Raw genomic sequence first — 26,550 nt, forward strand, 5'->3', positions numbered from 1 at the left:
CCATTACAGCGGGATTTTTTTATGGCTTTTTATGCCTGCGCAACCAAATCAACTTGTAAGCCGCTGGAATGATAAACAGCGATAACAGCGGCGCTGTGATCATCCCGCCGATCATGGGCGCCGCTATCCGGCTCATGACTTCCGAACCGGCACCGGTCCCCCAGAGTATTGGCAGCAGGCCCGCAATGATCACCGCGACGGTCATGGCCTTTGGCCGCACACGGAGCACGGCACCATGATAAAGTGCTTCATCAAGCCCTTGTTCTGTGAACGTTTCCCGACGGGACAGTTCCGGTTGCGCTTCAATGGCATGACGTAAATACATCAGCATAACGACCCCAAATTCCGCTGCGACCCCGGCCAGGGCGATAAATCCGGTTCCGGTTGCGACTGACATATGGAAACCCTGCCAGTAGAGAAACCATATTCCACCGACCAGGGCGAACGGCAGACTCATCAGGATCAGCATTGCTTCATCCACGCGACGGAACGCCAGGTACAGTAAAATGAAGATGATCATCACCGTCATCGGTACCATCAGTTTCAGCTTCTTATTGGCATGTTCGAGAAGCTCAAATTGTCCGGAGAAAGACACGCTGGTACCTGGCATCAGCTTCACGTTCTGACTGATGGCCGTCTTAATGTCGTTCACCACCGATACCATATCCCTGCCCCGTGCATCAATGTAAATCCAGCTGGCTGGCCGGGCATTCTCCGTTTTCAACATCGTGGGGCCGGAAACAACCTTAATATCAGCCACATCGCCCAGCGTGATCTGCTGTTTCATCGGCGTCAGGATAGGCATCTGTTTTAACGCATTCGGGCTGCTCCGGTAGTCCTGAGGATAACGAATATTGATCGGGTAGCGGGCGACGCCTTCCACCGTTTCACCTACCGTTGCGCCGCCAATGGCCGAAGAGACAAACAGCTGCACATCGCCCACCGTCATTCCGTAGCGGGCGGCTTTTTCCCGGTTAATATCCACATCAATGTAACGCCCGCCCTCCAGGCGTTCCGCCAGAGCAGACACCACGCCGGGCACCGTTTTGGCGACCGCCTCGATGCGCTGCGCCGTGGTGTCGATATCAGACAGAACGGTACCGGACACTTTGATACCTATCGGGCTTTTGATCCCGGTGGAGAGCATATCAATGCGGTTACGAATAGGCGGAACCCACAGGTTAGCCAGGCCTGGCAAACGAACGGTGTTATCCAGTTCGTCAATAATCTTGTCAATCGTCATGCCGGGCCGCCACTGATCCTCTGGTTTGAGCTGAATCGTGGTTTCCACCATTTCAAGCGGTGCGGAATCCGTTGCCGTTTCTGCCTTACCTGTCTTGCCGAAAACAGACGCCACTTCAGGCACCGTTTTGATGAGTTTGTCCGTGGTTTGCAGGAGCGCCGCCGCTTCTGCCGGAGACACACCGGGCAAGGTCGAGGGCATATACAGCAGGTCGCCTTCGTTGATCTTCGGTAAAAACTCACCGCCAACCTGGCTCAGCGGCCAGATAACCGTGAAGATAGATAAGGCTGCAACCAACAGGGTGGCTTTTGGCCAGTGGAGAACCCTGATCAGCAGCGGATGATAGGCGTTAATCAGCAGTCGGTTCAGCGGGTTACTGTTCTCTGCGGGGATTTTTCCGCGGATCCAGAAGCCCATCAGGATGGGGATAACGATGATGGCGAGCATGGCCGCCCCCGCCATGGAGTACGTTTTCGTGAAGGCCAGTGGACCAAACAGTCGCCCTTCCTGTCCCTCAAGGGTAAAGATGGGAATAAACGATAAGGTGATGATCAGCAGGCTGATAAACAGTGCGGGCCCCACTTCCACAGAGGCATTGGTGATCACCTTCCAGCGGGTGGCATTGTCGATCTGCTCTTCCGGATGCTGATGATCCCACTCTTCCAGAAGTTTGTGCGCGTTTTCAATCATCACAATGGCCGCATCCACCATCGCACCGACGGCAATGGCAATGCCCCCCAGCGACATGATGTTGGCGTTCAGTCCCTGAAAATGCATCACAATAAAGGCAATACACAGGCCGAGCGGCAGAGAGACAATCGCCACCAGCGCAGAGCGGACATGCCAGAGGAACAGCGCACAGACGATGGCCACCACGATAAATTCTTCAATCAGCTTGCCGCTCAGGTTATCGATAGCTCTGTCGATTAACTGGCTGCGATCGTAGGTCGTCACAATCTCGACGCCTTCCGGCAGGCTGGCCTTCAACGTTTCCAGCTTATCCTTCACCGCCGTAATGACTTCACGCGCATTTTTGCCCGAGCGCAGGATCACCACGCCACCCGCCACTTCCCCCTGCCCGTTCAGCTCAGCAATACCGCGGCGCATTTCCGGCCCCGTTTGTACGCGAGCAACATCGCGCAGGTAAATCGGGACACCGTTCTCACTGGTTTTCAGCACGATATTATTGAAATCGTCTATCGTCTGTAGGTAGCCGCTGGCCCGGACCATATACTCTGCTTCCGCCATTTCAACCGACGATCCCCCTGCTTCCTGGTTCGACGACGCAAGAGCCTGCTTAACCTCCGGCAGGCTTATGCCGTACTGGGCCAGTTTTAACGGATTGACCTGGATCTGATACTGCTTAACCACGCCGCCAACCGATGCCACTTCAGCCACGTTGGGGATGGTTTTTAACTCAAATTTCAGGAACCAGTCCTGCAGAGAACGCAATTCTGCGAGATCGTGCTTACCGGAACGATCGACCAGCGCATATTCAAATATCCAGCCCACCCCCGTGGCATCCGGGCCGATTTGTGAACTCACGCCAGCAGGCAGTTTTCCCTGAACCTGGTTCAGGTACTCCAGTACGCGCGACCGGGCCCAGTACAAATCAGTACCGTCTTCAAAAATGACATACACATACGAATCACCAAACTGAGAAAAACCGCGCACCGTTTTGGCACCGGGTACCGACAGCATGGTGGTAGTGAGCGGATAGGTCACCTGATTTTCAACTATCTGCGGGGCCTGGCCAGGATAGCTGGTTTTGATAATCACCTGAACGTCAGACAGGTCGGGCAAGGCATCGACCGGTGTGTTGATGATGGTCCATGCGCCCCAGATGCTAAGAAACAGCGCCCCCATCATCACCAGGAAACGGTTTGCGACGGACCGCCGAATAATCCATTCAATCATCATCGTCCCCTTAATGACCTGAATGCGTGTTGTCTGCTGTTTCAGCGTGACGCATGCGCTCCAGCGCGCCGGTAATATTGGCCTCGGAGTCAATCAGGAACAGACCGCTAACTACCACCGTCTCCCCTTCGTTGAGGCCTGAACCAATACCGGACTGCTGCTGAGATTCATGCAGAACGTGGATCGGTTTCGGCACAAAATGCCCCTCTGCATCGACGGTAATCACGCGCTGTTCCTTTCCGGTATCAATAACGGCCTGGGACGGGATCAACAGCATCTCCGGACTTTGCGTATTCAGTTTGAGATACGCATTCATGCCCGGTTTCAGACGCTCGTCTTTGTTGGAGACCTGCAGGCGCACCTGCAGCGTACGGGTGCTGGGATCCACACTCGGCAGAAGGTTCCATTTTTCAACCGAAAAGGATTTATCAGGGTAAGCGGGTACTGAAATCTCAAACTGCGACGTGTCTTTCAGCAGATAAGCAATAGACTCAGGGACCGCCGCGCCGATCCAGACCGGATCCATCCCCTGAATTTGAGCGACCACCTTATCTTTTGAAATATTCATGCCGGTGCGCAGGTCAAACGCCGTGATAACCCCGTCAATGGGAGCCTTGATGGTAAATCGGGTCTGGATAGTTCGGGTCGCCCGTAGCTTCTGAATATCTTCATCCGGCATCCCGGCCAGCCGAAGACGTTCAAGTACGCCTTTGATTTGCACAGGCGTTCCACCGGTACCGGATAGCAGCAAAAACTCACTCTGCGCCTCTACCCAGTCCGGAATGGTGATATCAATCAGCGGCGTGCCTTTCCTGACATGGTCGCCGGTCGTCAACGGGTATACTTTCTCAACGAAACCTTCCGCGCGCGCCTGCACAATAACAAACTGATAGTTGTTATAACTGACATTGGCTGGGATCGTCTGGCTATAATTCAGCGTTCCGCGAGTGACTTTTTGCGTTTTTAACCCCAGGTTCTGGACCTGCGTGGGGTCAATGCGTATTCCGGCACCGCTTTTATCATCATTTTCATCCGCATATTTTGGCACCAGATCCATATCCATAAACGGTGATTTGCCAGGTTTATCGAATTTAACGTCTGGCTTCATCGGGTCATACCAGAAAAGTACCTTTCTTTCAGAAACCTGATTTTCAGGTTTTGCAGAGGCGTGAATATGCTGCCATGCCGTGACGGATATCAGCCCTCCTGCAATAAGGCTGCTGACTATCATGGCAGCGTATTTTATTTTTAAAGATGCCATGCTACTTCTCGCTATTTAATGCTCTTCAGTAAAGAGATATTGCCCTGCTGGACAAACGAAAAATCAACGTGGCTACCGACTTTCAGGGCCGAAATACTCTCGTCAGCCTGAAGAAAGGTGAAACGCATCGTCATCGCGGGCCAGCCCACCGCTGGGATAGCATCATGGGCAATAGTGACTTTTTTACTCGTGAGATCAATATCCTTGATAATGCCGGTCCCCTTAATAATCTGCTCTGAGGTTCCTTCACTGGCAACATTCATTCCTGCGTGCTGATGAACCTCGGCCTGAAGGCTGGCAGAAAACATTACGGCGATCGCACCGAGGACAACGGTTTTAAGTGAATTACGCATTTTTACTTTCCTGTTTAATTAAATGAATTTATTCGACCCAACCGCCACCCAGTGCGGTGAAGAGCGTAATTTCATTCACCTGACGGGCATAAATAAGGTCGAGAAGAGTTTGCTGCGTGGAGAACAGAGAACGTTCTGCATCAAGCACTTCGATATAGCTCACCGCACCGCTGGAATATAACCCTCTGGCAAGTTGCAGGGTGATATTTAGCGAATCAAGATACCGCTGCTGGGCATTAATTTGCTGGTTAATGCTTTCCCGCAGCGCGAGCGCGTCAGCAACCTGTTTAAAGGCGGACTGAATTTTTTGTTCGTAATTCACAACCGACTGCTGCTGGCGAATTTCAGCCAGCTTCAGGTTGGCTTTATTTCTGCCTGCATTAAACAGGGGGATATCAATTTTAGGGATAAAATTCCACATCCCACTGCCCGTCGTGAAAAGGCTGGAGAGTTCCGTGCTGCCCGTTGAAAGTCCGCTGGTCAGTGAAATGGACGGGAAAAAGGCAGCACGTGCCGTACCGATATTCGCATCGGCCGCTTTAAGCTGATACTCCGCCTCCATAATATCCGGGCGCTGCAGCAGTATCGCTGATGAAAGATGAGGCGGCAGCCTGACCGGCGCAATATCGCTGGCGTTCATGCCGCTGTTGCCCGGCAGTGCGCGATACGTTCCGAGGACCAGCTGCAGGGCATTATTGGCCTGCGCCAGTTCACCCTCTCTTTTGGCTATCTCTGCCTGAGTGCTTTCAATCTGCCCCCGGGCCTGCTCCAGCGCCAGGACGTTTGTACTGCCGGTCACCAGCTGTTGCTCAACGAACGCGTAAGATTGCTGGTAATTCTTCAGCGTCTCCTGCGCAATACGGCGTTGTTTATAGGCCAGCTGCTGGTTGAAATAGCTCTGCGACACGTTAGAAATGAGCAGAATATGCACCGCACGACGGGCTTCTTCGCTGGCAAAAAAGTTTTGTTTGTCAGCCTCGCTCATGTTCCTGAGCCTGCCGAAGAAATCGAGTTCATAGCTTACTGCAAGACCTGCGTCGTACTGCTGCGAGGCAGGTTTGTCACTTTTCAGACCGCCGCTATAGGTGATACCCGAGGAGGCATTCAGCTGAGGATAACGATCCGCATCCGTCACCGTGAACTGCGCCCGGGCTTCTTCAACCTTCAGGGCGGCCATTTTTAAATCGCGGTTGTTTTCCAGGGCTTCGCTGATCAGCCCAACGACCTGGGGGTCGACAAAAAAGTGACGCCAGCCGGTATCCTGATACCCCGCCACCGCAGGTGTCAGGCCATTTCGGGATAACGAAAACTGCTGGGGCACCGGTGACGCGGGTCGCTGGTACTCAGGCGCCAGCGAGACGCAGCCAGTCAGGGGAGCAAGATGAAGATACTGATCGTCGAAGACGAAATGAAAACCGGTGAATACCTCAGCAAGGGACTGACTGAAGCGGGGTTTATCGTCGACCACGCTGACAATGGCCTCAACGGTTACCATCTCGCCATGACTGCGGAATACGATCTGCTGATTCTGGATATTATGCTTCCCGACGTGAACGGCTGGGATATTGTCCGCATGCTGCGTTCGGCCGGGAAAGGAATGCCCATACTGCTCCTCACTGCGCTCGGCACCATTGAACACCGGGTCAAAGGGCTTGAGCTGGGTGCGGATGATTATCTGATTAAGCCTTTTGCCTTTGCTGAACTTCTCGCCCGGGTAAGAACGCTGCTGAGGCGCGGAAATACGGTGATTGCGGAAAGCCAGCTTCAGGTGGCAGACCTGACGGTTGACCTCGTGTCGAGAAAAGTGAGCCGGGCGGGGAATCGCATCCTGTTAACCAGTAAGGAGTTCAGCCTGCTGGAGTTTTTCCTTCGTCATCAGGGAGAAGTGCTGCCCCGCTCCCTGATTGCCTCTCAGGTGTGGGACATGAACTTTGACAGCGATACGAACGCCATTGATGTGGCGGTAAAACGGCTTCGGGCAAAAATCGATAACGATTATGAACACAAGCTGATCCAGACGGTGCGCGGTGTGGGCTATATGCTGGAGGCGCCGGATGCGCATTAAGCCTTTCCGGCGCCCTTTTTCGCTGGCTCTTCGGCTGACCTTTTTTATCAGTCTCTCCACGATCCTGGCGTTTTTCGCCTTCACGTGGTTTATGGTGCATTCCGTTGAAAAGCATTTTGCTGAGCAGGACATCAGCGATCTGCAGCAAATCAGCACCGCGATGCACCATATCCTACAGTCACCTGCCGAACCCGAGCGGAAGAAAATCAGTAAACTCAACGAGTCGATCGCCAGTTACCGCAACGTTGCCGTTCTGCTTGTGGATCCGCAGGGAAATACCCTGTTCAGCTCGGCACACGGGGCAGCATTACGCCCTGCGATGAATACACCGGATTTTAACGTGCACCGTCGCACCCAGGATGTCTTTCTGTGGACGGTGGAGGACTCTGCTGCTTCCATGCACGCGGGGCCCGACATGAAAATGGACACGTACCGGATTATCGCCTCGTCAGGCACGGCGACATTGCAGGGCAAATCGCAGGACTACGTGATGCTGATTGGCCTCTCCATTAATTTTCATCTGCACTACCTGGATGCCCTGAAGAAGAATCTCTTCGCGATTGCCGCGGCAATCAGTCTGCTGATTATTGTTGTCATTCGTATTGCGGTACGCCAGGGCCATCTGCCTCTGCGTAACGTCAGCACCGCCATTAAAAATATCACCTCAGAGAATCTCGACGCGCGACTTGAACCGTCCCGCGTGCCCGTTGAGCTGGAACAGCTGGTGATCTCTTTCAACCATATGATTGAAAAAATAGAAGATGTCTTTACCCGCCAGGCCAATTTTTCCGCCGATATCGCGCATGAGATCAGAACGCCTGTTACCAATCTGGTGACGCAAACGGAAATTGCGCTGAGCCAGAACCGTTCTCAGAAGGAGCTGGAAGATGTGCTGTATTCCAGTCTCGAAGAGTACAACCGAATGACCCGGATGGTCAGCGACATGCTGTTCCTGGCGCAGGCGGATAATAATCAGCTCATCCCGGACCGGGCGATCTTTGATTTGCGCGCTGAAGTCATGAAAGTGTTCGATTTCTTCGAAGCCTGGGCGGAAGAACGTAACGTCACGCTGAAATTTAACGGAATGCCCTGCCTGACAGAAGGCGATCCGCAGATGTTCAGAAGGGCGATTAACAATCTGTTATCCAATGCCCTGCGCTATACGCCGGAAGGAAAAGCTGTGACCGTCTCACTCAGAGAGCAGGAAAACAATGTTGAACTGGTGGTTGCCAACCCCGGCGCGCCGATCCCGGAAGAACATCTGCCAAGGCTGTTTGACCGCTTTTACCGGGTGGATCCATCAAGACAGCGTAAAGGCGAAGGCAGCGGCATCGGCCTTGCCATCGTGAAATCCATCGTCAGCGCCCATCACGGAAAAATCCGTGTGGAATCCGATGCGGTATCGACGCGCTTTATACTTTCCGTGCCGAAGAAAACCGTTTAAGCGGTCAGCGAACCGGCCGACATACTTCCAGCACCTTCTCCCTGAGCCACCGGTGCGCGGGATCCTTTTCCATGCGCGGATGCCACATCTGTGAGACGGTAATGCTCCGGGTTTTAAACGGCAGTTCAAAGACGTGTACGCGTTCTGACATGGGCTGATTGAGCAAATACAGCGCCGGGACCATGGCAATCAGATCGGAGGCCAACGCCACGGATAACGCCGTCGGGAAACCGGGCACAACGCTGGCGACGTTACGTTTCATCCCGCGTTCCGCCAGCGCGTCATCGACAAAACCGTGTAACGATCCGTCGGGCGAGGCCACCACATGCCCCCAGGAGATATAATCCTGCAGGCTAACTGACGGGCGCGAAGCCAGTGGATGCCCCTGGCGCACTGCGCCAACAAACCTGTCCTGAAACAGCCGTTGCAGACGTATTTCAGGCCCCATATTGCTCTGCACGCCGATTTCCAGATCGACAAGCCCCTCTCGCAGATAGCGCGATGTTTTTTCAGGTTTCGGGGAGAAACGGATACAAACTTCGGGGGCAACACTCGCGACTGCGGCAATAAGCAGTGGCCCAAACGCCACCACAAAACCGTCGTTGGCTCTGATGGTGAACAGGCGCGCCAGATTCTCGACCTTCAGCGTATCGCTGGAGGGCTGGAGCACCGCCCTCGCCTCGTGTACGGCGTTGCGGGCGCGATCCCGTGTGGCTTCCGCCCAGGGGGTCAGCACCATCTGACGCCCCGCCCGAACCAGAATAGGATCGCCGGTGACCTCCCGCAGCCTGCTCAGGGTTCGGCTCATGGCGGAGGTGCTCAGGTTTAAGCGTCGCGCCGCGCCCGCCACGCTGGCTTCGGCCAGCAGGACATCGAGCGCGACAAGCAGATTAAAGTCAGGATCGGTCACGAGGAATCCTCAGATAAGGCGTTATATGCAACGATTAAGTGCAAATGCTGCGTCTTCCGCCCTGTATACCTGATGATTATAGTTTCGTCATTACTATTCTTTTCTGGAGTAACGACGATGACGCTATTTTCAAACCTGCCCGGCGATGAAGGTTTATCCGGGCATGAGCGCGCCCGGGTCCTGGCCGCCGTGATGACCACCACGCTGATGGGGGTCTTTGACGGAACGATGATCAACATCGCGCTCCCCTCCATGGCAAGCGCAATGCAGGTTCCTGCCAATGTTGCTGTCTGGTTCGCCAACGGTTATCTGCTGTCAGCGGCCATGACCCTCGCCATCTTTGCCGCGCTGGCGGCGCGCGTGGGCTATCGCCCGGTGTTTCTGGCCGGGCTTGCCACCTTTACGCTTACCTCTCTCGGCTGCGCGCTGGCGAAGACCCCGGATGTGCTTATCGGAATGCGTATTCTGCAGGGCATCGGCGGCGCGGCCACCCTGAGCATCGCCCCGGCAATCCTGCGATCCGTTTTCCCCGGCAGACTGCTTGGCCGCGTTCTGGGGCTGCACGCCCTGCTTATCGCCTCCAGCACGGCCATAGCCCCGGTGCTGGGCGGAACGATTCTGAACGCGCTGAGCTGGCAGTGGCTGTTCGCCATTAACCTTATTCCAGGCTGCATCGCCCTGCTGCTGGCATGGCGCGCTTTACCGAAGGAATCAGCGGGTGATAAATCCTCCTTTGATGCGCCAGGCGCAGTGCTCTCCGCAACATTTCTGGGAGCAACGATCATGACGGCCAACAGTCTTCAGCGCGTCACGCAGCACATTCATCACGAAGCCATCGGCTGGGGACTTTTCGCGCTGATGAGCGCCCTCGCCTTTATCTGGCGGATTCGGCGGGCAAGTCACCCTTTATTGCCGCCCGTCATATTCAAAAACGGACGCTTTACCCTCGCTGCGCTAACCTCGCTGGCCTCGTTTGTGAGCCAGGGCATCACCTTTGTCGCGCTGCCGTTCCTGTTTCAGAGCGTGTATGGCTACAGTCCCGTGGTTTCTGCGCTGCTCTTTACCCCGTGGCCGATAGGTATTGTGCTGATTGCGCCGCACGCGGGGCGTTGGGCTGATACGATTTCCGCGCCGCTGATTTCGACCCTCGGGCTGATGATATTTATCGGTGGGTTGGTTCTGCTGGCGACCCTGCCTGAAAGCCCATCCGTATGGAACATTTGCCTGCGCAGCCTGGTTTGCGGGATAGGGTTTGGCTGCTTCCAGAGCCCCAATAACCGGGAAATGCTCGCTAACGTGGCGCGAGACTATGCCAGCTATGCCTCCGGCGTGTTGTCTATCGTCAGGACATTCGGCCAATGTCTCGGCGCCGCTACGGTGGGCGTGCTGCTGGCGGCAACAACCGGCCAAACCCTTGATGACCGGATCGTGCATGTTGCGCTGTGGATCGCCGTCATAGCCTCGACGGGCGCCGTGTTGTTTAGCGCGAGCAGGCTGCGCCCGGCGGCGCTACACTTGCACGGGCCTACAAGATAATATGCAATATATTGATTTTAATGAACAATGTAGGCCGGGTAAGCGCAGCGCCACCCGGCAAGAAAGGCGTCTCGTTTATTTACTCCAGCGCCAGCAGCGCAAAGCTCGCCAGCCAGTGCCCGCCGCTGTAGTGGCTGCCGACAACATGCTCTACGCTTGCCATCAGGTGTTTCGCCACCGAATCACGCAGCGCCTGCTGCGCCGGATGGTTTGCGGGAAGCGCTTTTGCGATATGCTTCATACACCAGGCGCGGCTCAGGTTTAACCCGTCCAGATGGGCAATTTTCGGGTCGGTACGGTCACTCACTTGCGCCGGGCTCATCAGGGCTGCAACGGCGCCCACCTCCGGCAGAAACGCGTCGAACCAGGCCGGGAAGTCATCTGCCACCTTGCTCATCAGCAACGCTTCTGTCAGCGCACCGGAAATATACTCATCACCGCCGGGCTCGTAGTGCGCCGGGTAGCGCGTGTCGGCGAGATAAAACCGTTCCGCTGATGCCAGAATAGCCTGCTCAAGCCCGCTGTCACTCACTGTACGCGCATAGTCGAGTGCCAGCGCCAGAGCAAACGCCGTGTTGTAATGCGTCCCGACGCGGATCGGATAGGTGAGCTTGCCGAGGTAATCCACCAGACGATTGCGAATATCCTGCGTTAACGGTTCAAGCGTCTGATACCAGCCTGCGGCGTGCGGCAGCGAAGACTGTTTCAGTTCCTGGGCCAGCGCCAGCAGCCAGCCGTAGCCATACGGGCGCTCAAACGAGGCGCGGAACGGCGCAGTAAAATAGGCCAGTTCCTTAGCCACGTTCTCTTCGGTCAGGTGCTCGTCGAATAGCGCGACGATTTCATCCCGGCACGGCAATTCGGGATAGAGACGCACGCAGCGCAGCAGCAACCAGTAGCCGTGCACGGCCGAGTGCCAGTCAAAACAGCCGTAGAAAATCGGGTGCAGTTCGCGAGGCGGCAGAACATCACCATCATCATTCAGCAGGTGCATGATGTGGTTCGGGTATTCCTGGCGCAAATAGGTTAAAGGCATTCGGGCAAACGCGTCAGCCTGTTGTTGCGTTAATTTCATAACCGCTCCTTAGCGAAAAACGAGGAAATACATTAAGAACACGTTCACCACCAGCAAGGTTAACGCGGTCGGGATCTGGATCTTGATCACCTGGTATTTGTCTTTCAGCTCCAGCAGCGCGGCGGGCACGATATTGAAGTTCGCGGCCATCGGCGTCATCAGCGTGCCGCAATACCCTGCGTACATGCCAATCGCCAGCAACGGCGCCGGGTTACCGTGATGCACGTTAATCAGGAACGGTAAGGCGATACCGGCACTCAATACCGGGAAAGCGGCAAAGGCGTTACCCATGATCATGGTAAACAGCGCCATCCCCACGCAGTAAATCACCACCAGCATGAAGCGGTTATCCGGGTTCACAAACAGGCTCACTACCTTTTGTACGGAGTCACCGGTATTGGCCGCCACGAATACCCCACCCAGCATGGCCAGCATCTGCGGCAGGATCACCGCCCACCCGATGGTATCGACAAGACGGCGAGACTGGCGAATCGCGTGCAGCGGCGTGCCCTTCGTCAGCCACCAGCCGGTGAGGATCGCCGCGACGCAGGCCACGCACAGCGCCGCAAGGGTGAGCTGTTTCTGGTCGAGAAGATAAACGCCGCCAATCGACACGCCCTTCAGGAACAGCGTCCCGATCACCGTCACCACGGGGATCATCAGCGCGGGCAGGAACAGCCAGTTTTTGAGCCGGTTTGACGAGGCAACCCGTTCCTCGTCAGAGGCCATTTTGTAGTGCCCCTTTCCGACAAGACCAAAGCCCGCCAGCAGCGCGATAACGATAACGCTGCCGCCGATGATTCGGTACGCCAGCGATTTGCCGAGCTCCTGAACCATCAGATCACCGAACAGGAAAATCCCGCCGAATAAAAACCAGAAAAGCGCGGTGGTGAAACGCTTCGGATTCGCGCGATCGCGCAGGGTCATGACCACCAGCAACATCACGACGAAGCCAATCAGGTAGTACACGCGGTTAATGGTGATAAGCGTCATCATTGCGCGGCCCCCTGCGTTGCCTGCTCTGCACGCCAGGCCATCACGTCACGACGGATACTGGCATCCAGGCGCAGCAGGCGTGTCATATGAATAATCAATGCCGCAATGGCCGTCGGAATGGCCCACAGGCCGATATGCAGCGGTTCAATCCCCTGAATGCCGTTCTCTTTCAGGAACGCGTCAATCAGCAGCACTGCACCAAAGGCGATAAAAATGTCTTCCCCAAAGAAGACCGCGATATTGTCACACGCGGCGGCATGGGCTTTGATTTTGTCGCGGATATGCTGCGGCAGTTCACCATACTCGTTCAGAGCGGCCCCTTCAGCCATCGGCGCCAGCAGCGGGCGTACCGTCTGGGCATGCCCGCCCAGCGACATCAACCCCAGCGCGGCCGTGCCTTCACGGGCGACAAAGTAGAGCATCAAAATGCGCGCCGAGGTGGCGCTGGCGATCTTCGCGACCCAGGCCTGGGCGCGCTCTTTTAGCCCGTAATATTCCAGCAGACCAATGACCGGCAGGATCAGAATGAAGGTCGCGAGCGATCGGCTATTGACGAACTTCTCGCCAAAGGTCTCGAGCAGCATGCCGAAATCCATACCGACCAGCAGACCCGTCGCCAGCCCCGCCACCACGACCACCAGTAGCGGGTTGAAGCGCAAAGCAAAACCAATAACCACGATCGGTATCCCGATCAGCGGCAACAGCGTAGAACCGTCCATAACGTTTACCCTATCGAAAGTGAGCGTTGCGCGCCGACGGCTATTTTTTTAATTTGCGGCGAGCGATGTTGTGTTTTCGTCAGGCTTTGCAAAACCTGCGCTAAAAAGCTATATCTGAACCTCAAAAACATGTAAACAATTTATCAATAAAATGTTCTTATTTTATCGATGAGTTTACATTTCTGACTAAGGAACGTTATGACCTCAGAAAAGCGTGCTTCACCCCATCACGACGACATCAACGATGGCCGGATCGTCTCGTCCCGCCATCTGGTGTCCGAGCGCTGCGCGGAACTGTCAGAGCTGGAATACGCGCTGATCATGACCAGCAACGCGTTCAACAAATGGATGGTGCGCTGCATGACGGCTGCCGGCGAACCCGATATGGGCGCCTTTGATGTCTCACTTCTGCACCATGTGAACCACCGCGACCGCAAGAAAAAGCTGGCTGATATCTGTTTTGTTCTCAACGTGGAAGATACGCATGTGGTGACTTATGCCCTGAAAAAGCTGGTTAAAGCAGGCTACGTGACAAGTGAGAAAGCGGGAAAAGAGCTCTTTTTCTCCACCACGGAGGAAGGGAAAGCGTTATGTATGAAATACCGCGACGTGCGGGAGGCGTGTCTGATCGCGATACATGCGGAGAGCGGCATTGCAGGAAAATCCATTGGCGAAACCGCGCAGCTGTTACGCACGATTTCCTCTCTGTACGACACCGCCGCCAGGGCGGCGGCATCACTGTAAACTCAGGGCCGTCGGAAAAGAGTAATGCTGCGTCCGGCCAGCTCGAATTCTACCGCTTCGGTGATCGCCTTCCCGGTCACGGCGTCATCGGCTGTAGACAGCTCCAGCACCCATCCCCCTTCACCAAACTGTGGGATCTGGAATGCCACGCTGCCTTCAAACGGGTTGAACAGCATGAGCACATCGTGCCAGATGCCCTCTTCCTGTTTGAGATCGGGCCTGCTGATGGACACCCCGAGCGTCGAGCCCTCATCCCACTGCTCTGCCTGCTGCGGACCGCCGCCGGCGTTAAACCAGCGGATCTCCAGCCCGTCGCGCCAGCTTTCACGACGCAATAACGGTTGCGCGGCACGAAGCGCAATCAACCGTCGGGTAAACTCGCGCAGCGCAGCGTCGTTCTCGGAGAGTCCTTTCCAGTCGATCCACGAGATCTCACTGTCCTGGCAGTAGCCGTTGTTGTTGCCCTTCTGCGTGCGGCCAAACTCATCGCCGGCCAGCAGCATTGGCGTACCATGGGAAAACAGCAGCGTGGTCAGGAAATTACGCTTCTGCCTTTCGCGGGTAGCAATAATATCCGGGTTCTCCGTCGGCCCTTCTTCGCCATAGTTGTATGAACGGTTATCGTTATGGCCATCATTATTTTCTTCCCCGTTGTCGGCGTTATGCTTCTCGTTGTACGACACCAGGTCATTCAGCGTAAAGCCGTCATGGGCGGTGATGAAATTAACGCTGGCCCAGGGGCGACGCCCGCGCAGATCGTACAAGTCACCGGATCCCAGCAGACGGGCAGCAAAGTCGTTAGAGACGTTGTCCCCCTTCCAGTACTCGCGTACGGTGTCGCGGTATTTGTCGTTCCATTCACCCCAGCCTGGCGGAAAACCGCCCACCTGATAGCCGCCGGGGCCGATATCCCAGGGTTCACCAATCAGCTTCAGTCGGGATAAAACCGGATCCTGGGTCATGGCGTCGAAAAAGCCGCCGCGCGGATCAAACCCTTCCGGCTCGCGGCCCAGTATTGTTCCCAGGTCGAAACGGAAACCGTCAATATGCATCGACTCCGCCCAGTAGCGCAGCGAATCCATCACCATCTGCAGCACACGCGGGTGAGAGGTATTGACCGTGTTCCCCGTTCCGGTGTCGTTGATGTAATACCGATGCTGGTCAGGCAGCGTGCGGTAATAACTGTAGTTATCAATGCCTTTAAACGAGAGCGTGGGGCCAAGCTCATTGCCTTCCGCCGTGTGGTTATACACCACGTCGAGAATCACTTCGATGCCCGCATCATGATAAGCGCGCACCATATCGCGAAAGCCCTGTATCCCCGCCGGGCCGAAGTAGCGCGATGCCGGCGCAAAAAAGCCCAGCGTGTTATAGCCCCAGAAGTTTTTCAGACCGCGGTCGAGAAGATGTTGATCGTCCGGGAACCAGTGAACCGGGAGCAGCTCAACCGAGGTGATGCCGAGACTTTTGATGTAGTCCACGGAGGCTTTATGCCCCATTCCCTCAAAGGTGCCCCGCAGTTCGGGAGGAATTGCCGGGTTCATCTGGGTAAACCCTTTTACGTGGCTTTCATACACCACGGTGTTCGGCCAGGGGATAGTGGGTCGGTTAGTGTCCTGCCAGTCACAGGCGTTCGGGTCGATAACCTTACATTTTGGCGTGAACGGGGCGCTGTCACGGGTATCAAAGCTCAAATCTAATTCGTCATGCCCCAGCGCATAGCCGAAATGGGCCTCGTTCCAGTCGATATCACCCACCAGTTCGCGGGCATAGGGGTCGATAAGCAGTTTATGCGGGTTGAAGCGATGACCGTTTTCCGGGTCATAGGGGCCGTAAACGCGATAGCCGTAAAGCGTACCGGGCTTCAGATCCGGCACATAGCCGTGCCAGACTTCGTGGGTATATTCAGGAAGCTCGAGCCGGGCGATTTCCGTTTTCCCGGAGGGGTCAAACAGACAGAGCTCCACCCGCTCAGCGTGAGCGGAGAACAGCGCGAAGTTGACCCCCTTCCCGTCATAGTTTGCACCCAACTGCTGGCCATGACCGGCCCGAATTTCAAACGTTGTATCCTTTGCCATTTTCGTTCTCCACGATTATTCGCAGGTAAGCAGAACCAGTACACATCCCTTTTCTGACGTTAAATCCAGCGTCTCTTGCAGTATGCGGCTTTCACCGCTGAACAGATCCCGATAGCGTTTTCCTGCCAGCGCCTCGGGTATCGCCACCGTGGTATTGACCCACAGCGTGCGGTTATCGGTGACGCCAAAAACCAGTCGCGGCACGGCAACAATCAGCACCTCGCCGTCTTTCACTCGCGCATAGACAATCAGATGCTCCTCCCGCTCGCCGGACACTTTAAGCGGCAGCCAGTCGCCATAGCGAAACAGCCCGGGATAGTGTGGACGCAGACGCAGGAGCGTAGCGGTGACAAACTGCTTCACCCTTCCGTCCTGCCAGCACGCCGGGTTTTCAAACATACCGGCATTCGCCACGCTGAGGTTTTGCACCAGCGTCGGAAAGTCCGGCTCGCGGCGGTTATCCGGATCGACAAGGCTAACGTTAAGCGCCTCGCTGCCCTGATAGATATCCGGCACGCCGGGCGCCGTCAGCTTAATCACCGTCTGGCTGAGGCTGTTCATCAGTCCGGCGCGGATAAAGGGCCGCATGGACTCGCTGAAATCATGCAGAAACAGCGTGTTGTCCGGTGAAAGCAGGTGCCGGGCATAGCGCAGCACCACGCTCTCATAGCTCTCGTTGCTGTCGATCCAGTCGGTGCGCTGTTTCGCCTCGCGCAGCGCTTTTTCGAGGAAAGCGATAAAACGCGCCGCCAGCGAGGCAAGCCCGTCGGCGTCGTCCGGCGACAGCGTGGCGGGCCAGACGCCTGCCAGCGCCTGATAGATCATCCACGTGTCGGCGGCGTTTGGCGCGGTACCGTCATTGAGAAACCGCACCTGGGTCTGGTTCATCTGGCGCCAGCGGGCCAGATTTTCGCCCCACTGTTCCGGGGCTTCCGTCAGGGTGTAAAGCCGCGCCCGGGCATCTTCCCCGCGCTTGGTATCGTGCGTGGAGGTGCCCAGCAGCGCATCGGGCTGACGGGCCAGACGAATGCGCATCTCCTGATGAAAGCGGGATAGCGAGAACGCTCGCGGCGTCGGGTCGGCGCCCACTTCATTAAGCGCCAGCTCCAGGTTATGACGAAAGAACAGCGTGTCTTCAACGGACTTCGCCATCAGCGGCCCGGTCAACTGCTGAAAGCGGGTTCTGAAAAGCGCGGCGGACTCGCGGCACTCTTCCGGCAAGTCGCCGGTAAGAATGCGGACTATCAGGCCCAGGGCGGCTTCGGATGTCTCGACGCTGGCGACCACGCGGTTAAGCAGCGCGACATCTGGCGGGGTTAACCCCTCCCGGGTGCCGTAGGTGCGGTACACCGGAAAGGCGATAAGCAGCTCGCGTAACGCGTGGCGAATATCATCGCGCTGCAGCGCAACGTCATTGCGGCGGGCCAGATCGTCAGCAAGGTTAAGCAGCGTGATGAATTCACCCTCAAAATTACGATCGGTCATCAGGCCTTTCGCATCGCGCAGTTCCGCGTGGCGATCGACCGTTACCCCCAGCGTCTCGTCGTGAATTTTTTCCAGACGCGACAGGTTATCGTCGTCGACCAGCACTTCCGCCAGCGAAGCGATAAATTCGTACCCGGTAGTCCCGGAGACGGGCCACTCGGCGGGAAGCTGTTCTCCTTTAGCGAGAATTTTCTCGACCGTGATATAACAGTCCGGTCCGGTTGCCTGCCGCAGGCGCTGCAGATAGCCCAGCGGATCGGCCAGACCGTCGATATGGTCGATCCGCAGACCGTCCACCACACCCGCGTGAACCAGTTCAAGGATGAGGCGATGCGTATCGTCGAATACCGCGTCATCTTCAACCCGCACGCCCACCAGACCGGTAATCTCAAAGAAACGTCGCCACGAAAGCTGTTTCGGCGCTTCCCGCCAGGACATCAATCGCCAGCTTTGTGCTTCATGCAGTTCCGCAAGGCTCTTATCCTCGCTGAACGTGCCCGGGTTGAGCGGATATGCGGTGTCGTAATAGATCAGAGCGGCTTTTTTTGTGACAGGGTCACGTTTTAAAGTAATGGCCCCCTTCTCCAGCTCCGCCTCAAAGGTGTCCCCGAGAAACGGCAGCGTCAGCGGGCGAGACCCGTCGATATCGAAATAGCGGAAATAGCGGCTCTGCTGTCCGTACTCAATCACGTCCCGCCACCAGGTGTTTTCCAGAGAAGTCGACATATGGTTAGGAACAATATCCAGAATCAGCCCCATGCCGGCCTGCTTCAGCGCCGCGGACATGCGGTCAAAACCTTCGCGTCCGCCGATCGCAGGGTCTATTTCATTCGGGTTGGTGACGTCATAGCCGTGCGTGGAATCCGTTGTGGCAGTAAACACCGGGGAGGCATAAAGGTGGCTGATGCCGAGGTCTTTCAGATAGGGTACCAGCCCGACAACGCGATCGAAGGTCATGCCATTACGGAACTGTATACGGTACGTGGCGGAAGGGATCATAACGATGCTTCTCCATCAGCAAAGCGAACGACAATACTGTTCGGCGGCAAAATGTCGGTTACCTCCGGCCAGGCGAAGCGCGTCTCCCCCGGGAGAGCGGGCGGTTTGACAGATTTATTGCCGATATTGAGCGCCAGCGAAAGCGTTCCGGACGGGAAGCGCCAGCTTACGGCCACCATACCGGGTGCCGTCCCGATCACCTTGCCCTCGACGCGACTTCCCTCATGCAGAAGCGGAACGATATAACGATGACGCAGCGTAAGCAGATGGCGCGTGAAGCGGAGCCACGTTTTGCCGTCGTCGGTGGCAATTTTATTCCAGTCAAGCTTTGAGCGGACAAAGGTGTTCACGTCATTCGGGTCCGGGACAGCGTCATCGTGCCCGGCATGGCCAGTAAACTCTTTTGCGCGCCCTTCCCGCACCGAGTCGGCCAGATCGCCGTGAAAATCGGTGAAGAACAGGAACGGATGTGATTCACCAAACTCCTCGCCCATAAACAGCAGCGGGATATGGGGGGAAAGAAGTAGTGCAGCAAGCAGCACACGGGTTTTATTGGCACCTGCGAGGGTGATAAGCCGCTCACCATGGGCGCGATTCCCGGTCTGATCGTGGTTCTGAATAAAATCAACGAAGAACTGCGGTGGCTGCGTGTGACACTCCACCCCGCGGGACTGGCCGGTTTGCAGCGAAACCTCGCCCTGGTAGACAAACCCTTCTGCCAGCGCCCGGGCGAATTTTTTCTCTGGTTCAAACGCAAAATCCTGGTAGTACGCGTGCGTCTCACCGGTGGCAAACACGTGAGCCGCGTTGTGGAAATCATCATTCCACTCAGCGGTAAACAGCGGCGTATTGCCGTGCTCATCACGCGGATGCAGGAAAATGACGTTGCGGCTGTCTTCCGTGGTCAGGTGAACATGACGGTTCGGGATCGCCTCACGGATCTTCTCTGCAATTTCCTGGAGAATATGCGTCTTCGAGCTGTCTTTAATCTGGTCGATGGCATCAAAACGCAGGCCGTCCAGGCGGTACTCGGTCAGCCAGTAGAGCGGCGCATCGGTAATGTAATGTCTTACCGGCTCGCGCTCGTAGGCGATTCCGTTGCCCCAGGGCGTCATCCGCTCAGCATCGAAAAAGGCAGGCGACAGCAACGGGAGATAGTTGCCTTCCGGGCCGAAGTGGTTGAGTACGATATCCAGCACCACGGAAAGCCCAAGACCGTGCGCGGCATCGATTAACGCGTGGAAATCCTCTGGCGTACCGTATGCGGCGTGCGGAGCATAAAGCAACACACCGTCGTACCCCCAGCCGCGGGATCCGCCAAACTGAGACACGGGCATAACTTCAAGCTGGGTTATACCCAGTTCTGCCAGATAAGGGAGTTTTTCAATGGCGGCCCGGAAGGTCCCCTCCGGGGTAAACGTGCCGATGTGCAGTTCATAGATAACCGTCTCTTCCCACGGCCGCCCTGACCAGTCCCGGTTAACCGGCTGATAACGTCGGGGATCGATAACGATGGAGGGGCCGTTAACGTCTCTTGCCTGTGCGCGAGACGCGGGATCGGGCACCGTCATGCCGTCCTGCAGGACAAACTGATACTCTGTGCCGTGCGTAACGCCCGGAACGTCTGCCTGAAACCAACCGTTACCCACTGCCGTCATCGGCACGTCGGTGACGGCCAGACGTAGCGTCAGCGCTTTCTGTCCTTCTGCCCAGACGCGAAAACGTACAACGTCATCGGAAATAAACTCAGCACCCCACTGCTTTTGAAATGTCCTGAATTCCATTCATTGTCCTCGAATGACCCACATTTTACGCGGAACGAAGTACAAGCTTAGTTCAGGATTAAAAGTGTGTTGGCTCAGCGGATTTAACCGCTTCGTCTATTCTTTATGAACTCACTCACTACCGGGAATACTATGCAGATTCGAAAAGGATTAAATACCGACCTCGTACGCCTCGAATGTTGTGACTTCTCTTTCACCGTTAACCACATTGCACGAGAGCCTTTTCTCCATTGTGATTTGCATATTGAAGCTATCGCCGAGCCCTGGATAAAAACCTACGAGCTCGATATCCAGACACTTGAAAATCATTGTGTTAACCCGGACGCCATATTTCTTGTTGCAGAAACGAACGAGGGTGAAATAGCCGGCTTTATTACTGCATCAATTGGCTGGAATAAGTTTATTTCGGTGGATTACATAGCCGTAGATCGTACGAAACGCAGAACCGGCGCAGCACAAAAATTGATGGCCGCCGCGCACGTGTGGGCGCGAAGCGTAAACGCGCCGGGACTGCGGCTTGAAACCCAAAATGTGAACGTCTCGGCCTGTCTGTTTTACCGAAACTACGGTTTCACCCTGGGTGGATACGACCGTTATCTGTACAACGCTTTACCGGAAAAAGACGAAGTTGCCCTGTTCTGGTATTACATGCTGGTGTAGAGGAAACTCGCTGCTCTACGGCCGATATGAGTAAGATGAGCACTTTCAAAGGAGACGCGTATGCTTACCATGAAAAAACTTGCTCTTTCCACGCTGATGTCCAGTTCACTGCTTTTCTACCCTGTGCTGCAGGCTTCGGCAGAAACGCCCCAGCACGTCGTTAAACAACCGGCGGGCGGTTACCGCGTGCATGTCGGCGATGTCATTGTCACTTCCTTTACCGACGGGACCGTCGCGCAGGATCTGCATAAGCTGCTGCGCCGGACAACGCCGCAAAAGATTGATGCGCTGCTCGCGAAAAATTTCCAGACCAACCCGGCCGAGGTCTCCATTAACGCGTTCCTGATTGCGATCCCCGGACATAAAATTCTGGTGGATACCGGCTCGGGCCAGCTCTTTGGTCCTGATGCGGGTGGACGCCTGGTTGAAAGCCTCGCCACGCAGGGGGTTAAACCCGAGGACATTACTGAAGTCCTGCTGACCCACGCCCACTCCGATCACGCGGGCGGTCTGGTCAAAGACGGCAAGGTGGTATTCAGCAACGCACGCGTTTTCGTTGGCAAACCCGACGTCGACTTTTTCTTTAACGACGATAATCAAAAGAAAACCGGCTACGGCAAGAACTACTTTGACGTCGCGCAGAAGACCTTAAAGCCCTATCTTGACGCCGGTAAAGTGGTGCCTTTTAGCGGCACGGCTGAGATTCTTCCGGGGCTGACCGGCACGGTTCATCCCGGCCATACGCCGGGTTCAGCCTTCTACACGCTGACAAGCAAAGGCGAGAAGATCACCTTTGTCGGCGACATCATTCATGCCGGGGCGGTCCAGTTCCCGCAGCCTGGTGTGACCATCACCTACGATGAAGATCAGAACAAAGCGGCGAGCGTGCGCGAACAGGCGTTTGCGGACTTTGTGAAAAACAGAGACCTGATTGCCGCGCCCCATCTGCCGTTCCCGGGTATCGGCTATGTCACCAAAGGTGAAAACGGTGGCTATGCCTGGGTTCCCGTCACCTATACCAACCGGGACGCCAGCAGCGTGAAATAAGCGGATGACGCCGTCAGGTGTGCTCGAGGGTCACCAGAAATTTTTTAAGCACTTCTGAGCGAATAATTCGGTGGCACACCAGCGTCAGTTCGCTTTCCCTGAGACGGTCGAGAATGTCCACGTAAACGACATTCTCGACACTCACTGCCTTTGCTGACGCAGGCAGCAACGCCAGACCAAATCCCGCGGAGACCAGGCTTATCACCGTGGGAACATCCGTCGCATTCTGCACTACGTCCGGCTGGAAACCCGCCCCGCTACAGACGTCATAAAAGTACTGCTCCAGCCCCATGCCCTCCGGATCGCGCAGCGAGATCCATTTTTCATCCTTCACTGACGCGAGCGTCAGAGCGGAAGAGTCGGCCAGAGGATGCTGGCGATACAGCGCCAGCACCGTTTTTTCTGAGGTGAACGGCCGGCTTTGCAGATCGTCAGGCAGCGATGGCAGCGGCGCCCGAATAATCGCCACATCCAGCTGGTTACTTTGCACGGCGGCATAGAGCGTCTGTACATTGCCCGTCATCAAAGACATGGTTATCGCCGGCCAGCGGCTGTGCATCTGGCGCAGTGCAGCGGGCAGCTTGCCGTCGAACATCGCACTCGACACACATCCCAGGTTTAACACCCCCTGCTCGCCTCTCGCCGTTTGCCTGGCGTCCAGTACCGCCTGCTCAGTCAGGGAGATGGCGAGCCTGGCCTTCACCAGAAACGCGTCGCCCGCGGGCGTCAGGGTTAAGCGACGGTTCGCCCGGCTAAAGAGCGTGACGCCTAAACGTTCTTCCAGCGCCTTTATCTGCTGGCTCAGCGCCGGTTGCGCCATGTTTAAACGCTCGGCGGCCCGGTGCATGTGGAGTTCTTCGGCAACGACAATGAAATGGCGCATCTGACGAAACTGCACAGGAGACTTCCTTTTTTGATAATAAATTAATTATCAATTTAGCAGTAATGATGCAATTGATGCTATGGGTCATTGTCGTAAAAATGGAGGTATTCAACCGAGGGAGGAAAATATGGAAAACCCAGTCAACGATCTCAGAAGTGCCATCGCCTTACTGAAGCGCCACGAAGGCCAGTATATTGAAACCGATCATCCCGTCGATCCTAACGCAGAGCTGGCAGGTGTGTATCGTCATATTGGCGCGGGCGGTACGGTAAAACGCCCGACCCGCACGGGGCCGGCCATGATGTTCAACAGCGTGAAGGGCTATCCGGGCTCGCGCATTCTGGTAGGCATGCACGCCAGCCGTGAACGCGCGGCACTTTTGTTAGGCTGTGCGCCTTCTGAACTGGCAAAACATGTCGGTCAGGCGGTGAAAAAACCGGTCGCACCCGTTGTCGTCCCGGCCTCGCAGGCCCCTTGTCAGGAGCAGGTCTTCTACGCTGAAGATCCGGACTTCGATCTGCGCAAACTGCTGCCAGCACCAACCAATACGCCGATTGATGCGGGCCCGTTCTTCTGCCTGGGACTGGTGCTGGCAAGCGATCCGGAGGACAGCTCGCTGACGGATGTCACCATCCACCGCCTTTGCGTGCAGGAGCGCGATGAGCTATCCATGTTCCTGGCCGCCGGTCGCCATATTGAAGTCTTTCGCAAAAAAGCGGAAGCGGCCGGAAAACCGCTGCCGGTGACGATCAACATGGGGCTCGATCCCGCTATCTATATCGGCGCGTGTTTTGAGGCCCCCACCACACCGTTTGGTTACAATGAGCTGGGCGTCGCCGGGGCGTTGCGCCAGCAGCCGGTCGAGCTGGTACAGGGCGTGGCGGTAAAAGAGAAAGCCATCGCGCGGGCGGAAATTATCATTGAAGGCGAACTGCTTCCCGGCGTGCGCGTAAGAGAAGATCAGCATACCAACACCGGCCACGCGATGCCGGAATTCCCGGGCTACTGCGGTGAGGCGAACCCGTCTCTGCCAGTGATCAAAGTGAAAGCGGTGACCATGCGCCACCAGGCAATCCTGCAAACGCTGGTGGGCCCCGGAGAAGAACATACCACCCTGGCCGGTTTGCCGACGGAGGCCAGTATCCGCAATGCGGTTGAGGAGGCGATTCCGGGCTTCCTGCAAAACGTCTATGCACATACCGCGGGTGGCGGTAAATTCCTGGGTATTTTGCAGGTGAAAAAACGCCAGCCGTCAGACGAAGGACGCCAGGGCCAGGCAGCACTTATCGCGTTAGCCACCTATTCGGAGCTGAAAAACATTATCCTTGTCGATGAAGACGTGGATATTTTCGACAGCGACGACATCCTGTGGGCTATGACCACCCGTATGCAGGGCGATGTCAGCATCACGAATATTCCGGGGATCCGCGGCCACCAGCTGGATCCGTCTCAGTCGCCGGATTACAGCACCTCAATTCGCGGAAACGGCATCTCCTGCAAGACCATCTTTGATTGCACGGTGCCGTGGGCGCTGAAGGATCGCTTCGAGCGCGCGCCGTTTATGGAGGTTGACCCGACACCGTGGGCACCTGAACTGTTTAAAGACAAAAAGTAAACGAACGTTCCTCTTTCTTCACCCCTCGGGGGTGAAGAATTTCACGCTTAAATTGCCGCTTCCCCTGCTTTCTTGTACCCTTTCACCGGTAACCCTGCCCACACAAACATTGAGACATCCGGACACCTATGACTGCACACATTTCTAACGATCCTTTGCATGGCGTCACGCTGGAGATGATGGTCAACGCCCTGGTGGCGAAATATGGCTGGAGCGAGTTGGGTGACCGCATCAAAATTAACTGTTTCAGAAAAGATCCCAGCGTTAAATCGAGCCTGAAATTTCTGCGCCGTACCCCGTGGGCACGCGCGGAGGTCGAAGCCCTGTATCTGGATTCCCTCCACGACGAGGGACATAAAGAACAGGAGGCGCCCGCCTTTAATCCCTGGGCTAACAGTCGGATTATCAAGAGCTAATACGCAAATGACGCGACACGTAAAACGGATCGGTGCGCTGGCTGGCTGCGCACTTTTACTTGTAAGCTGCTCCTCAAAACCACCAAAATCATTAGTTACCCCGCTCCCCACCGTCAGCAAACCGACCCAACAGGCAAACGAGCCGATGCGCGGGATCTGGCTGGCGACCGTCTCTCGCCTCGACTGGCCGCCGGTGGCCTCGGTGAATGGCACCAGCGCTGACCAGCGCATCGCAATGCAAAAGCAGGCGCTTATCGCCAAGCTCGATAACCTTAAACACCTTGGGATTAACACGGTATTTTTCCAGGTAAAGCCGGACAGCACGGCACTCTGGTCATCAAAAATATTACCGTGGTCAGATATGCTGACGGGCAACATCGGCGAATATCCGGGATACGATCCGCTTCAGTTTATGCTGGATGAAGCGCACAAGCGCGGTATGAAAGTCCATGCCTGGTTCAACCCGTACCGCGTGTCGACCAACACGAAGCCGTCAACCATCGCTGCCCTGAACCGGACGGCGTATCAGACCCCGTCGAGCGTCTATGTCCAGCACCCGGAGTGGGTACGCGTCTCGGGCGATCGCTTCGTACTCGATCCCGGCATTCCGGAAGTGCGCGACTGGATAACCCGTGTCGTCACGGAAGTCGTGGCGAACTACCCGATAGACGGCGTGCAGTTTGATGATTACTTTTATGCTGAATCACCGGGATCCGCGCTGAATGATTCTCAGACTTACCGGCAGTACGGACAGGGATTTGCCTCTAAGGCCGACTGGCGAAGACACAACACGCATCAGCTGATCGTTCAGGTTTCCCGCGCGATAAAACAAACCAAACCCGATGTTGAGTTTGGCGTCAGCCCGGCTGGCGTGTGGCGTAACCGCTCCTTTGACCCGGCAGGCTCCGACACCCGGGGTGCCGCCGCCTACGATGAATCCTACGCCGATACGCGTCAGTGGGTGCAGCAGGGCCTGCTGGACTACATCGCCCCGCAGATTTACTGGCCCTTCTCCCGGGATGCCGCGCGCTATGACGTGCTGACCAAATGGTGGGCCGACGTCGTGAAGCCCACCCACACGCGTCTGTACATCGGCATCGCGTTCTACAAAGTGGGCGAACCGTCGAAAAATGAGCCGGACTGGACGGTTCAGGGCGGCGTGCCGGAACTGAAAAAACAGCTCGATCTCAATGATTCACTGCCCAACGTCAACGGCACCATCCTGTTCCGGGAAGATTACCTGAACAAGCCGCAGACGCAGCAGGCGGTCAACTATCTCAAAGGACGCTGGGGTAGCTAACCGGACGACCAGGCAGAAAC

Annotated in this window: 21 protein-coding genes; 9 read left to right on the top strand and 12 right to left on the bottom strand. The window is 56.1% G+C overall.

Features of this window, described 5'->3' with window-relative positions; translation table 11 throughout:
* Positions 1-19 precede the first annotated feature (19 nt).
* Genes silA through AAER43_RS11895 form a run of 4 tightly spaced genes read right to left on the bottom strand, consistent with a single transcriptional unit; the run spans position 20 to position 6,146 of the window.
* Positions 20-3,160: a Cu(+)/Ag(+) efflux RND transporter permease subunit SilA gene (silA, locus tag AAER43_RS11880; RefSeq protein ID WP_050862034.1), complete on the bottom strand. Its 3,141-nt coding sequence runs from the start codon at positions 3,158-3,160 to the stop codon at positions 20-22.
* Positions 3,161-3,170: 10 nt separating this feature from the next.
* Positions 3,171-4,421 (bottom strand): efflux RND transporter periplasmic adaptor subunit, encoded by a 1,251-nt coding sequence (locus AAER43_RS11885; RefSeq protein ID WP_050862033.1) that lies wholly within the window; start codon positions 4,419-4,421, stop codon positions 3,171-3,173.
* A gap of 11 nt (positions 4,422-4,432) precedes the next feature.
* Positions 4,433-4,774: a cation efflux system protein CusF gene (gene cusF, locus AAER43_RS11890; protein ID WP_023330435.1), complete on the bottom strand. Its 342-nt coding sequence runs from the start codon at positions 4,772-4,774 to the stop codon at positions 4,433-4,435.
* Between the two features lie 28 nt (positions 4,775-4,802).
* Positions 4,803-6,146 carry an efflux transporter outer membrane subunit gene (locus AAER43_RS11895; RefSeq protein WP_342702030.1) on the bottom strand — a complete coding sequence of 448 codons (1,344 nt, stop codon included), beginning with the start codon at positions 6,144-6,146 and terminating at the stop codon, positions 4,803-4,805.
* A gap of 9 nt (positions 6,147-6,155) precedes the next feature.
* Here AAER43_RS11895 and AAER43_RS11900 point away from each other — a divergent pair, with 9 nt between their 5' ends.
* Together AAER43_RS11900 and AAER43_RS11905 are read left to right on the top strand one after the other, a co-directional pair.
* The gene (locus AAER43_RS11900; protein WP_014883860.1) at positions 6,156-6,839 is read left to right on the top strand and encodes a copper/silver response regulator transcription factor; all 684 of its coding nucleotides are present in this window, start codon (positions 6,156-6,158) and stop codon (positions 6,837-6,839) included.
* Positions 6,829-8,283 carry a Cu(+)/Ag(+) sensor histidine kinase gene (locus AAER43_RS11905; protein WP_023337313.1) on the top strand — a complete coding sequence of 485 codons (1,455 nt, stop codon included), beginning with the start codon at positions 6,829-6,831 and terminating at the stop codon, positions 8,281-8,283. Before AAER43_RS11900 ends, AAER43_RS11905 begins: the two co-directional genes overlap by 11 nt.
* A gap of 4 nt (positions 8,284-8,287) precedes the next feature.
* Here AAER43_RS11905 and AAER43_RS11910 read toward each other — a convergent pair whose 3' ends face one another.
* Positions 8,288-9,193 carry a LysR family transcriptional regulator gene (locus AAER43_RS11910; protein WP_050862030.1) on the bottom strand — a complete coding sequence of 302 codons (906 nt, stop codon included), beginning with the start codon at positions 9,191-9,193 and terminating at the stop codon, positions 8,288-8,290.
* 117 nt (positions 9,194-9,310) lie between these two features.
* Here AAER43_RS11910 and AAER43_RS11915 point away from each other — a divergent pair, with 117 nt between their 5' ends.
* Positions 9,311-10,729 (top strand): MFS transporter, encoded by a 1,419-nt coding sequence (locus AAER43_RS11915; RefSeq protein WP_050862029.1) that lies wholly within the window; start codon positions 9,311-9,313, stop codon positions 10,727-10,729.
* A 79-nt stretch (positions 10,730-10,808) separates the two neighbouring features.
* On the opposite strand, the gene AAER43_RS11920 is transcribed toward AAER43_RS11915, so the two are convergent.
* From AAER43_RS11920 to AAER43_RS11930, 3 genes are read right to left on the bottom strand one after another with little or no spacing between them, the layout of a single operon-like run.
* The gene (locus AAER43_RS11920) at positions 10,809-11,804 is read right to left on the bottom strand and encodes a DUF2891 domain-containing protein (protein ID WP_023338323.1); all 996 of its coding nucleotides are present in this window, start codon (positions 11,802-11,804) and stop codon (positions 10,809-10,811) included.
* Positions 11,805-11,813: 9 nt separating this feature from the next.
* Positions 11,814-12,800, bottom strand: a complete 987-nt coding sequence (locus AAER43_RS11925) for a DUF979 domain-containing protein (protein WP_023330441.1) — start codon at positions 12,798-12,800, stop codon at positions 11,814-11,816.
* A complete protein-coding gene (locus AAER43_RS11930; RefSeq protein ID WP_014883866.1) occupies positions 12,797-13,519 on the bottom strand; it encodes a DUF969 domain-containing protein in 723 nt (240 codons plus the stop codon). Before AAER43_RS11930 ends, AAER43_RS11925 begins: the two co-directional genes overlap by 4 nt.
* Positions 13,520-13,717: 198 nt before the next feature.
* Here AAER43_RS11930 and AAER43_RS11935 point away from each other — a divergent pair, with 198 nt between their 5' ends.
* Positions 13,718-14,263: a winged helix DNA-binding protein gene (locus AAER43_RS11935; RefSeq protein WP_014883867.1), complete on the top strand. Its 546-nt coding sequence runs from the start codon at positions 13,718-13,720 to the stop codon at positions 14,261-14,263.
* A 2-nt stretch (positions 14,264-14,265) separates the two neighbouring features.
* Here the strand turns inward: AAER43_RS11935 and glgX are convergent, their stop codons facing one another.
* From glgX to treZ, 3 genes are read right to left on the bottom strand one after another with little or no spacing between them, the layout of a single operon-like run.
* Positions 14,266-16,341: a glycogen debranching protein GlgX gene (glgX, locus tag AAER43_RS11940; RefSeq protein ID WP_023337316.1), complete on the bottom strand. Its 2,076-nt coding sequence runs from the start codon at positions 16,339-16,341 to the stop codon at positions 14,266-14,268.
* Between the two features lie 15 nt (positions 16,342-16,356).
* Positions 16,357-18,825: a malto-oligosyltrehalose synthase gene (gene treY, locus AAER43_RS11945; protein WP_050862028.1), complete on the bottom strand. Its 2,469-nt coding sequence runs from the start codon at positions 18,823-18,825 to the stop codon at positions 16,357-16,359.
* The gene (gene treZ, locus AAER43_RS11950; protein WP_045134010.1) at positions 18,822-20,609 is read right to left on the bottom strand and encodes a malto-oligosyltrehalose trehalohydrolase; all 1,788 of its coding nucleotides are present in this window, start codon (positions 20,607-20,609) and stop codon (positions 18,822-18,824) included. The genes treY and treZ overlap by 4 nt, the downstream gene beginning before the upstream one ends.
* Positions 20,610-20,741: 132 nt before the next feature.
* Here treZ and AAER43_RS11955 point away from each other — a divergent pair, with 132 nt between their 5' ends.
* Both AAER43_RS11955 and AAER43_RS11960 read left to right on the top strand, forming a co-directional pair.
* A complete protein-coding gene (locus tag AAER43_RS11955) occupies positions 20,742-21,269 on the top strand; it encodes a GNAT family N-acetyltransferase (RefSeq protein ID WP_023337318.1) in 528 nt (175 codons plus the stop codon).
* 60 nt (positions 21,270-21,329) lie between these two features.
* Positions 21,330-22,316: an MBL fold metallo-hydrolase gene (locus AAER43_RS11960; RefSeq protein WP_050862027.1), complete on the top strand. Its 987-nt coding sequence runs from the start codon at positions 21,330-21,332 to the stop codon at positions 22,314-22,316.
* A gap of 13 nt (positions 22,317-22,329) precedes the next feature.
* Here AAER43_RS11960 and AAER43_RS11965 read toward each other — a convergent pair whose 3' ends face one another.
* On the bottom strand, positions 22,330-23,214 hold the full coding sequence (locus AAER43_RS11965) for a LysR substrate-binding domain-containing protein (RefSeq protein ID WP_023330447.1): 885 nt from the start codon (positions 23,212-23,214) through the stop codon (positions 22,330-22,332).
* A 112-nt stretch (positions 23,215-23,326) separates the two neighbouring features.
* On the opposite strand from AAER43_RS11965, the gene AAER43_RS11970 reads away from it, so the two are divergent.
* The 3 genes from AAER43_RS11970 (at position 23,327) to AAER43_RS11980 (ending at position 26,530) form a co-directional block, all read left to right on the top strand.
* Complete coding sequence (locus AAER43_RS11970) at positions 23,327-24,814, top strand: UbiD family decarboxylase (protein WP_023338325.1); 1,488 nt, start codon at positions 23,327-23,329, stop codon at positions 24,812-24,814.
* Between the two features lie 128 nt (positions 24,815-24,942).
* Positions 24,943-25,230, top strand: coding sequence for a VF530 family protein (locus AAER43_RS11975; protein ID WP_014883875.1), 288 nt, complete (start codon positions 24,943-24,945; stop codon positions 25,228-25,230).
* A gap of 7 nt (positions 25,231-25,237) precedes the next feature.
* Positions 25,238-26,530: a glycoside hydrolase family 10 protein gene (locus AAER43_RS11980; RefSeq protein ID WP_023330449.1), complete on the top strand. Its 1,293-nt coding sequence runs from the start codon at positions 25,238-25,240 to the stop codon at positions 26,528-26,530.
* Positions 26,531-26,550: the final 20 nt, after the last annotated feature.

The organism is Enterobacter sp. FUJ80071, assembly GCF_038739915.1.
Lineage (GTDB): Bacteria > Pseudomonadota > Gammaproteobacteria > Enterobacterales > Enterobacteriaceae > Enterobacter > Enterobacter kobei.

What these genes read in the sequence shown, in the direction of transcription:
- silA (WP_050862034.1), bottom strand. Translation starts at nt 3,160, where the DNA reads ATGATTGAATGGATTATTCGGCGGTCCGTCGCAAACCGTTTCCTGGTG.
- AAER43_RS11885 (WP_050862033.1), bottom strand. Translation starts at nt 4,421, where the DNA reads ATGGCATCTTTAAAAATAAAATACGCTGCCATGATAGTCAGCAGCCTT.
- cusF (WP_023330435.1), bottom strand. Translation starts at nt 4,774, where the DNA reads ATGCGTAATTCACTTAAAACCGTTGTCCTCGGTGCGATCGCCGTAATG.
- AAER43_RS11900 (WP_014883860.1), top strand. Translation starts at nt 6,156, where the DNA reads ATGAAGATACTGATCGTCGAAGACGAAATGAAAACCGGTGAATACCTC.
- AAER43_RS11905 (WP_023337313.1), top strand. Translation starts at nt 6,829, where the DNA reads ATGCGCATTAAGCCTTTCCGGCGCCCTTTTTCGCTGGCTCTTCGGCTG.
- AAER43_RS11915 (WP_050862029.1), top strand. Translation starts at nt 9,311, where the DNA reads ATGACGCTATTTTCAAACCTGCCCGGCGATGAAGGTTTATCCGGGCAT.
- AAER43_RS11920 (WP_023338323.1), bottom strand. Translation starts at nt 11,804, where the DNA reads ATGAAATTAACGCAACAACAGGCTGACGCGTTTGCCCGAATGCCTTTA.
- AAER43_RS11925 (WP_023330441.1), bottom strand. Translation starts at nt 12,800, where the DNA reads ATGATGACGCTTATCACCATTAACCGCGTGTACTACCTGATTGGCTTC.
- AAER43_RS11930 (WP_014883866.1), bottom strand. Translation starts at nt 13,519, where the DNA reads ATGGACGGTTCTACGCTGTTGCCGCTGATCGGGATACCGATCGTGGTT.
- AAER43_RS11935 (WP_014883867.1), top strand. Translation starts at nt 13,718, where the DNA reads ATGACCTCAGAAAAGCGTGCTTCACCCCATCACGACGACATCAACGAT.
- glgX (WP_023337316.1), bottom strand. Translation starts at nt 16,341, where the DNA reads ATGGCAAAGGATACAACGTTTGAAATTCGGGCCGGTCATGGCCAGCAG.
- treY (WP_050862028.1), bottom strand. Translation starts at nt 18,825, where the DNA reads ATGATCCCTTCCGCCACGTACCGTATACAGTTCCGTAATGGCATGACC.
- treZ (WP_045134010.1), bottom strand. Translation starts at nt 20,609, where the DNA reads ATGGAATTCAGGACATTTCAAAAGCAGTGGGGTGCTGAGTTTATTTCC.
- AAER43_RS11955 (WP_023337318.1), top strand. Translation starts at nt 20,742, where the DNA reads ATGCAGATTCGAAAAGGATTAAATACCGACCTCGTACGCCTCGAATGT.
- AAER43_RS11960 (WP_050862027.1), top strand. Translation starts at nt 21,330, where the DNA reads ATGCTTACCATGAAAAAACTTGCTCTTTCCACGCTGATGTCCAGTTCA.
- AAER43_RS11970 (WP_023338325.1), top strand. Translation starts at nt 23,327, where the DNA reads ATGGAAAACCCAGTCAACGATCTCAGAAGTGCCATCGCCTTACTGAAG.
- AAER43_RS11975 (WP_014883875.1), top strand. Translation starts at nt 24,943, where the DNA reads ATGACTGCACACATTTCTAACGATCCTTTGCATGGCGTCACGCTGGAG.
- AAER43_RS11980 (WP_023330449.1), top strand. Translation starts at nt 25,238, where the DNA reads ATGACGCGACACGTAAAACGGATCGGTGCGCTGGCTGGCTGCGCACTT.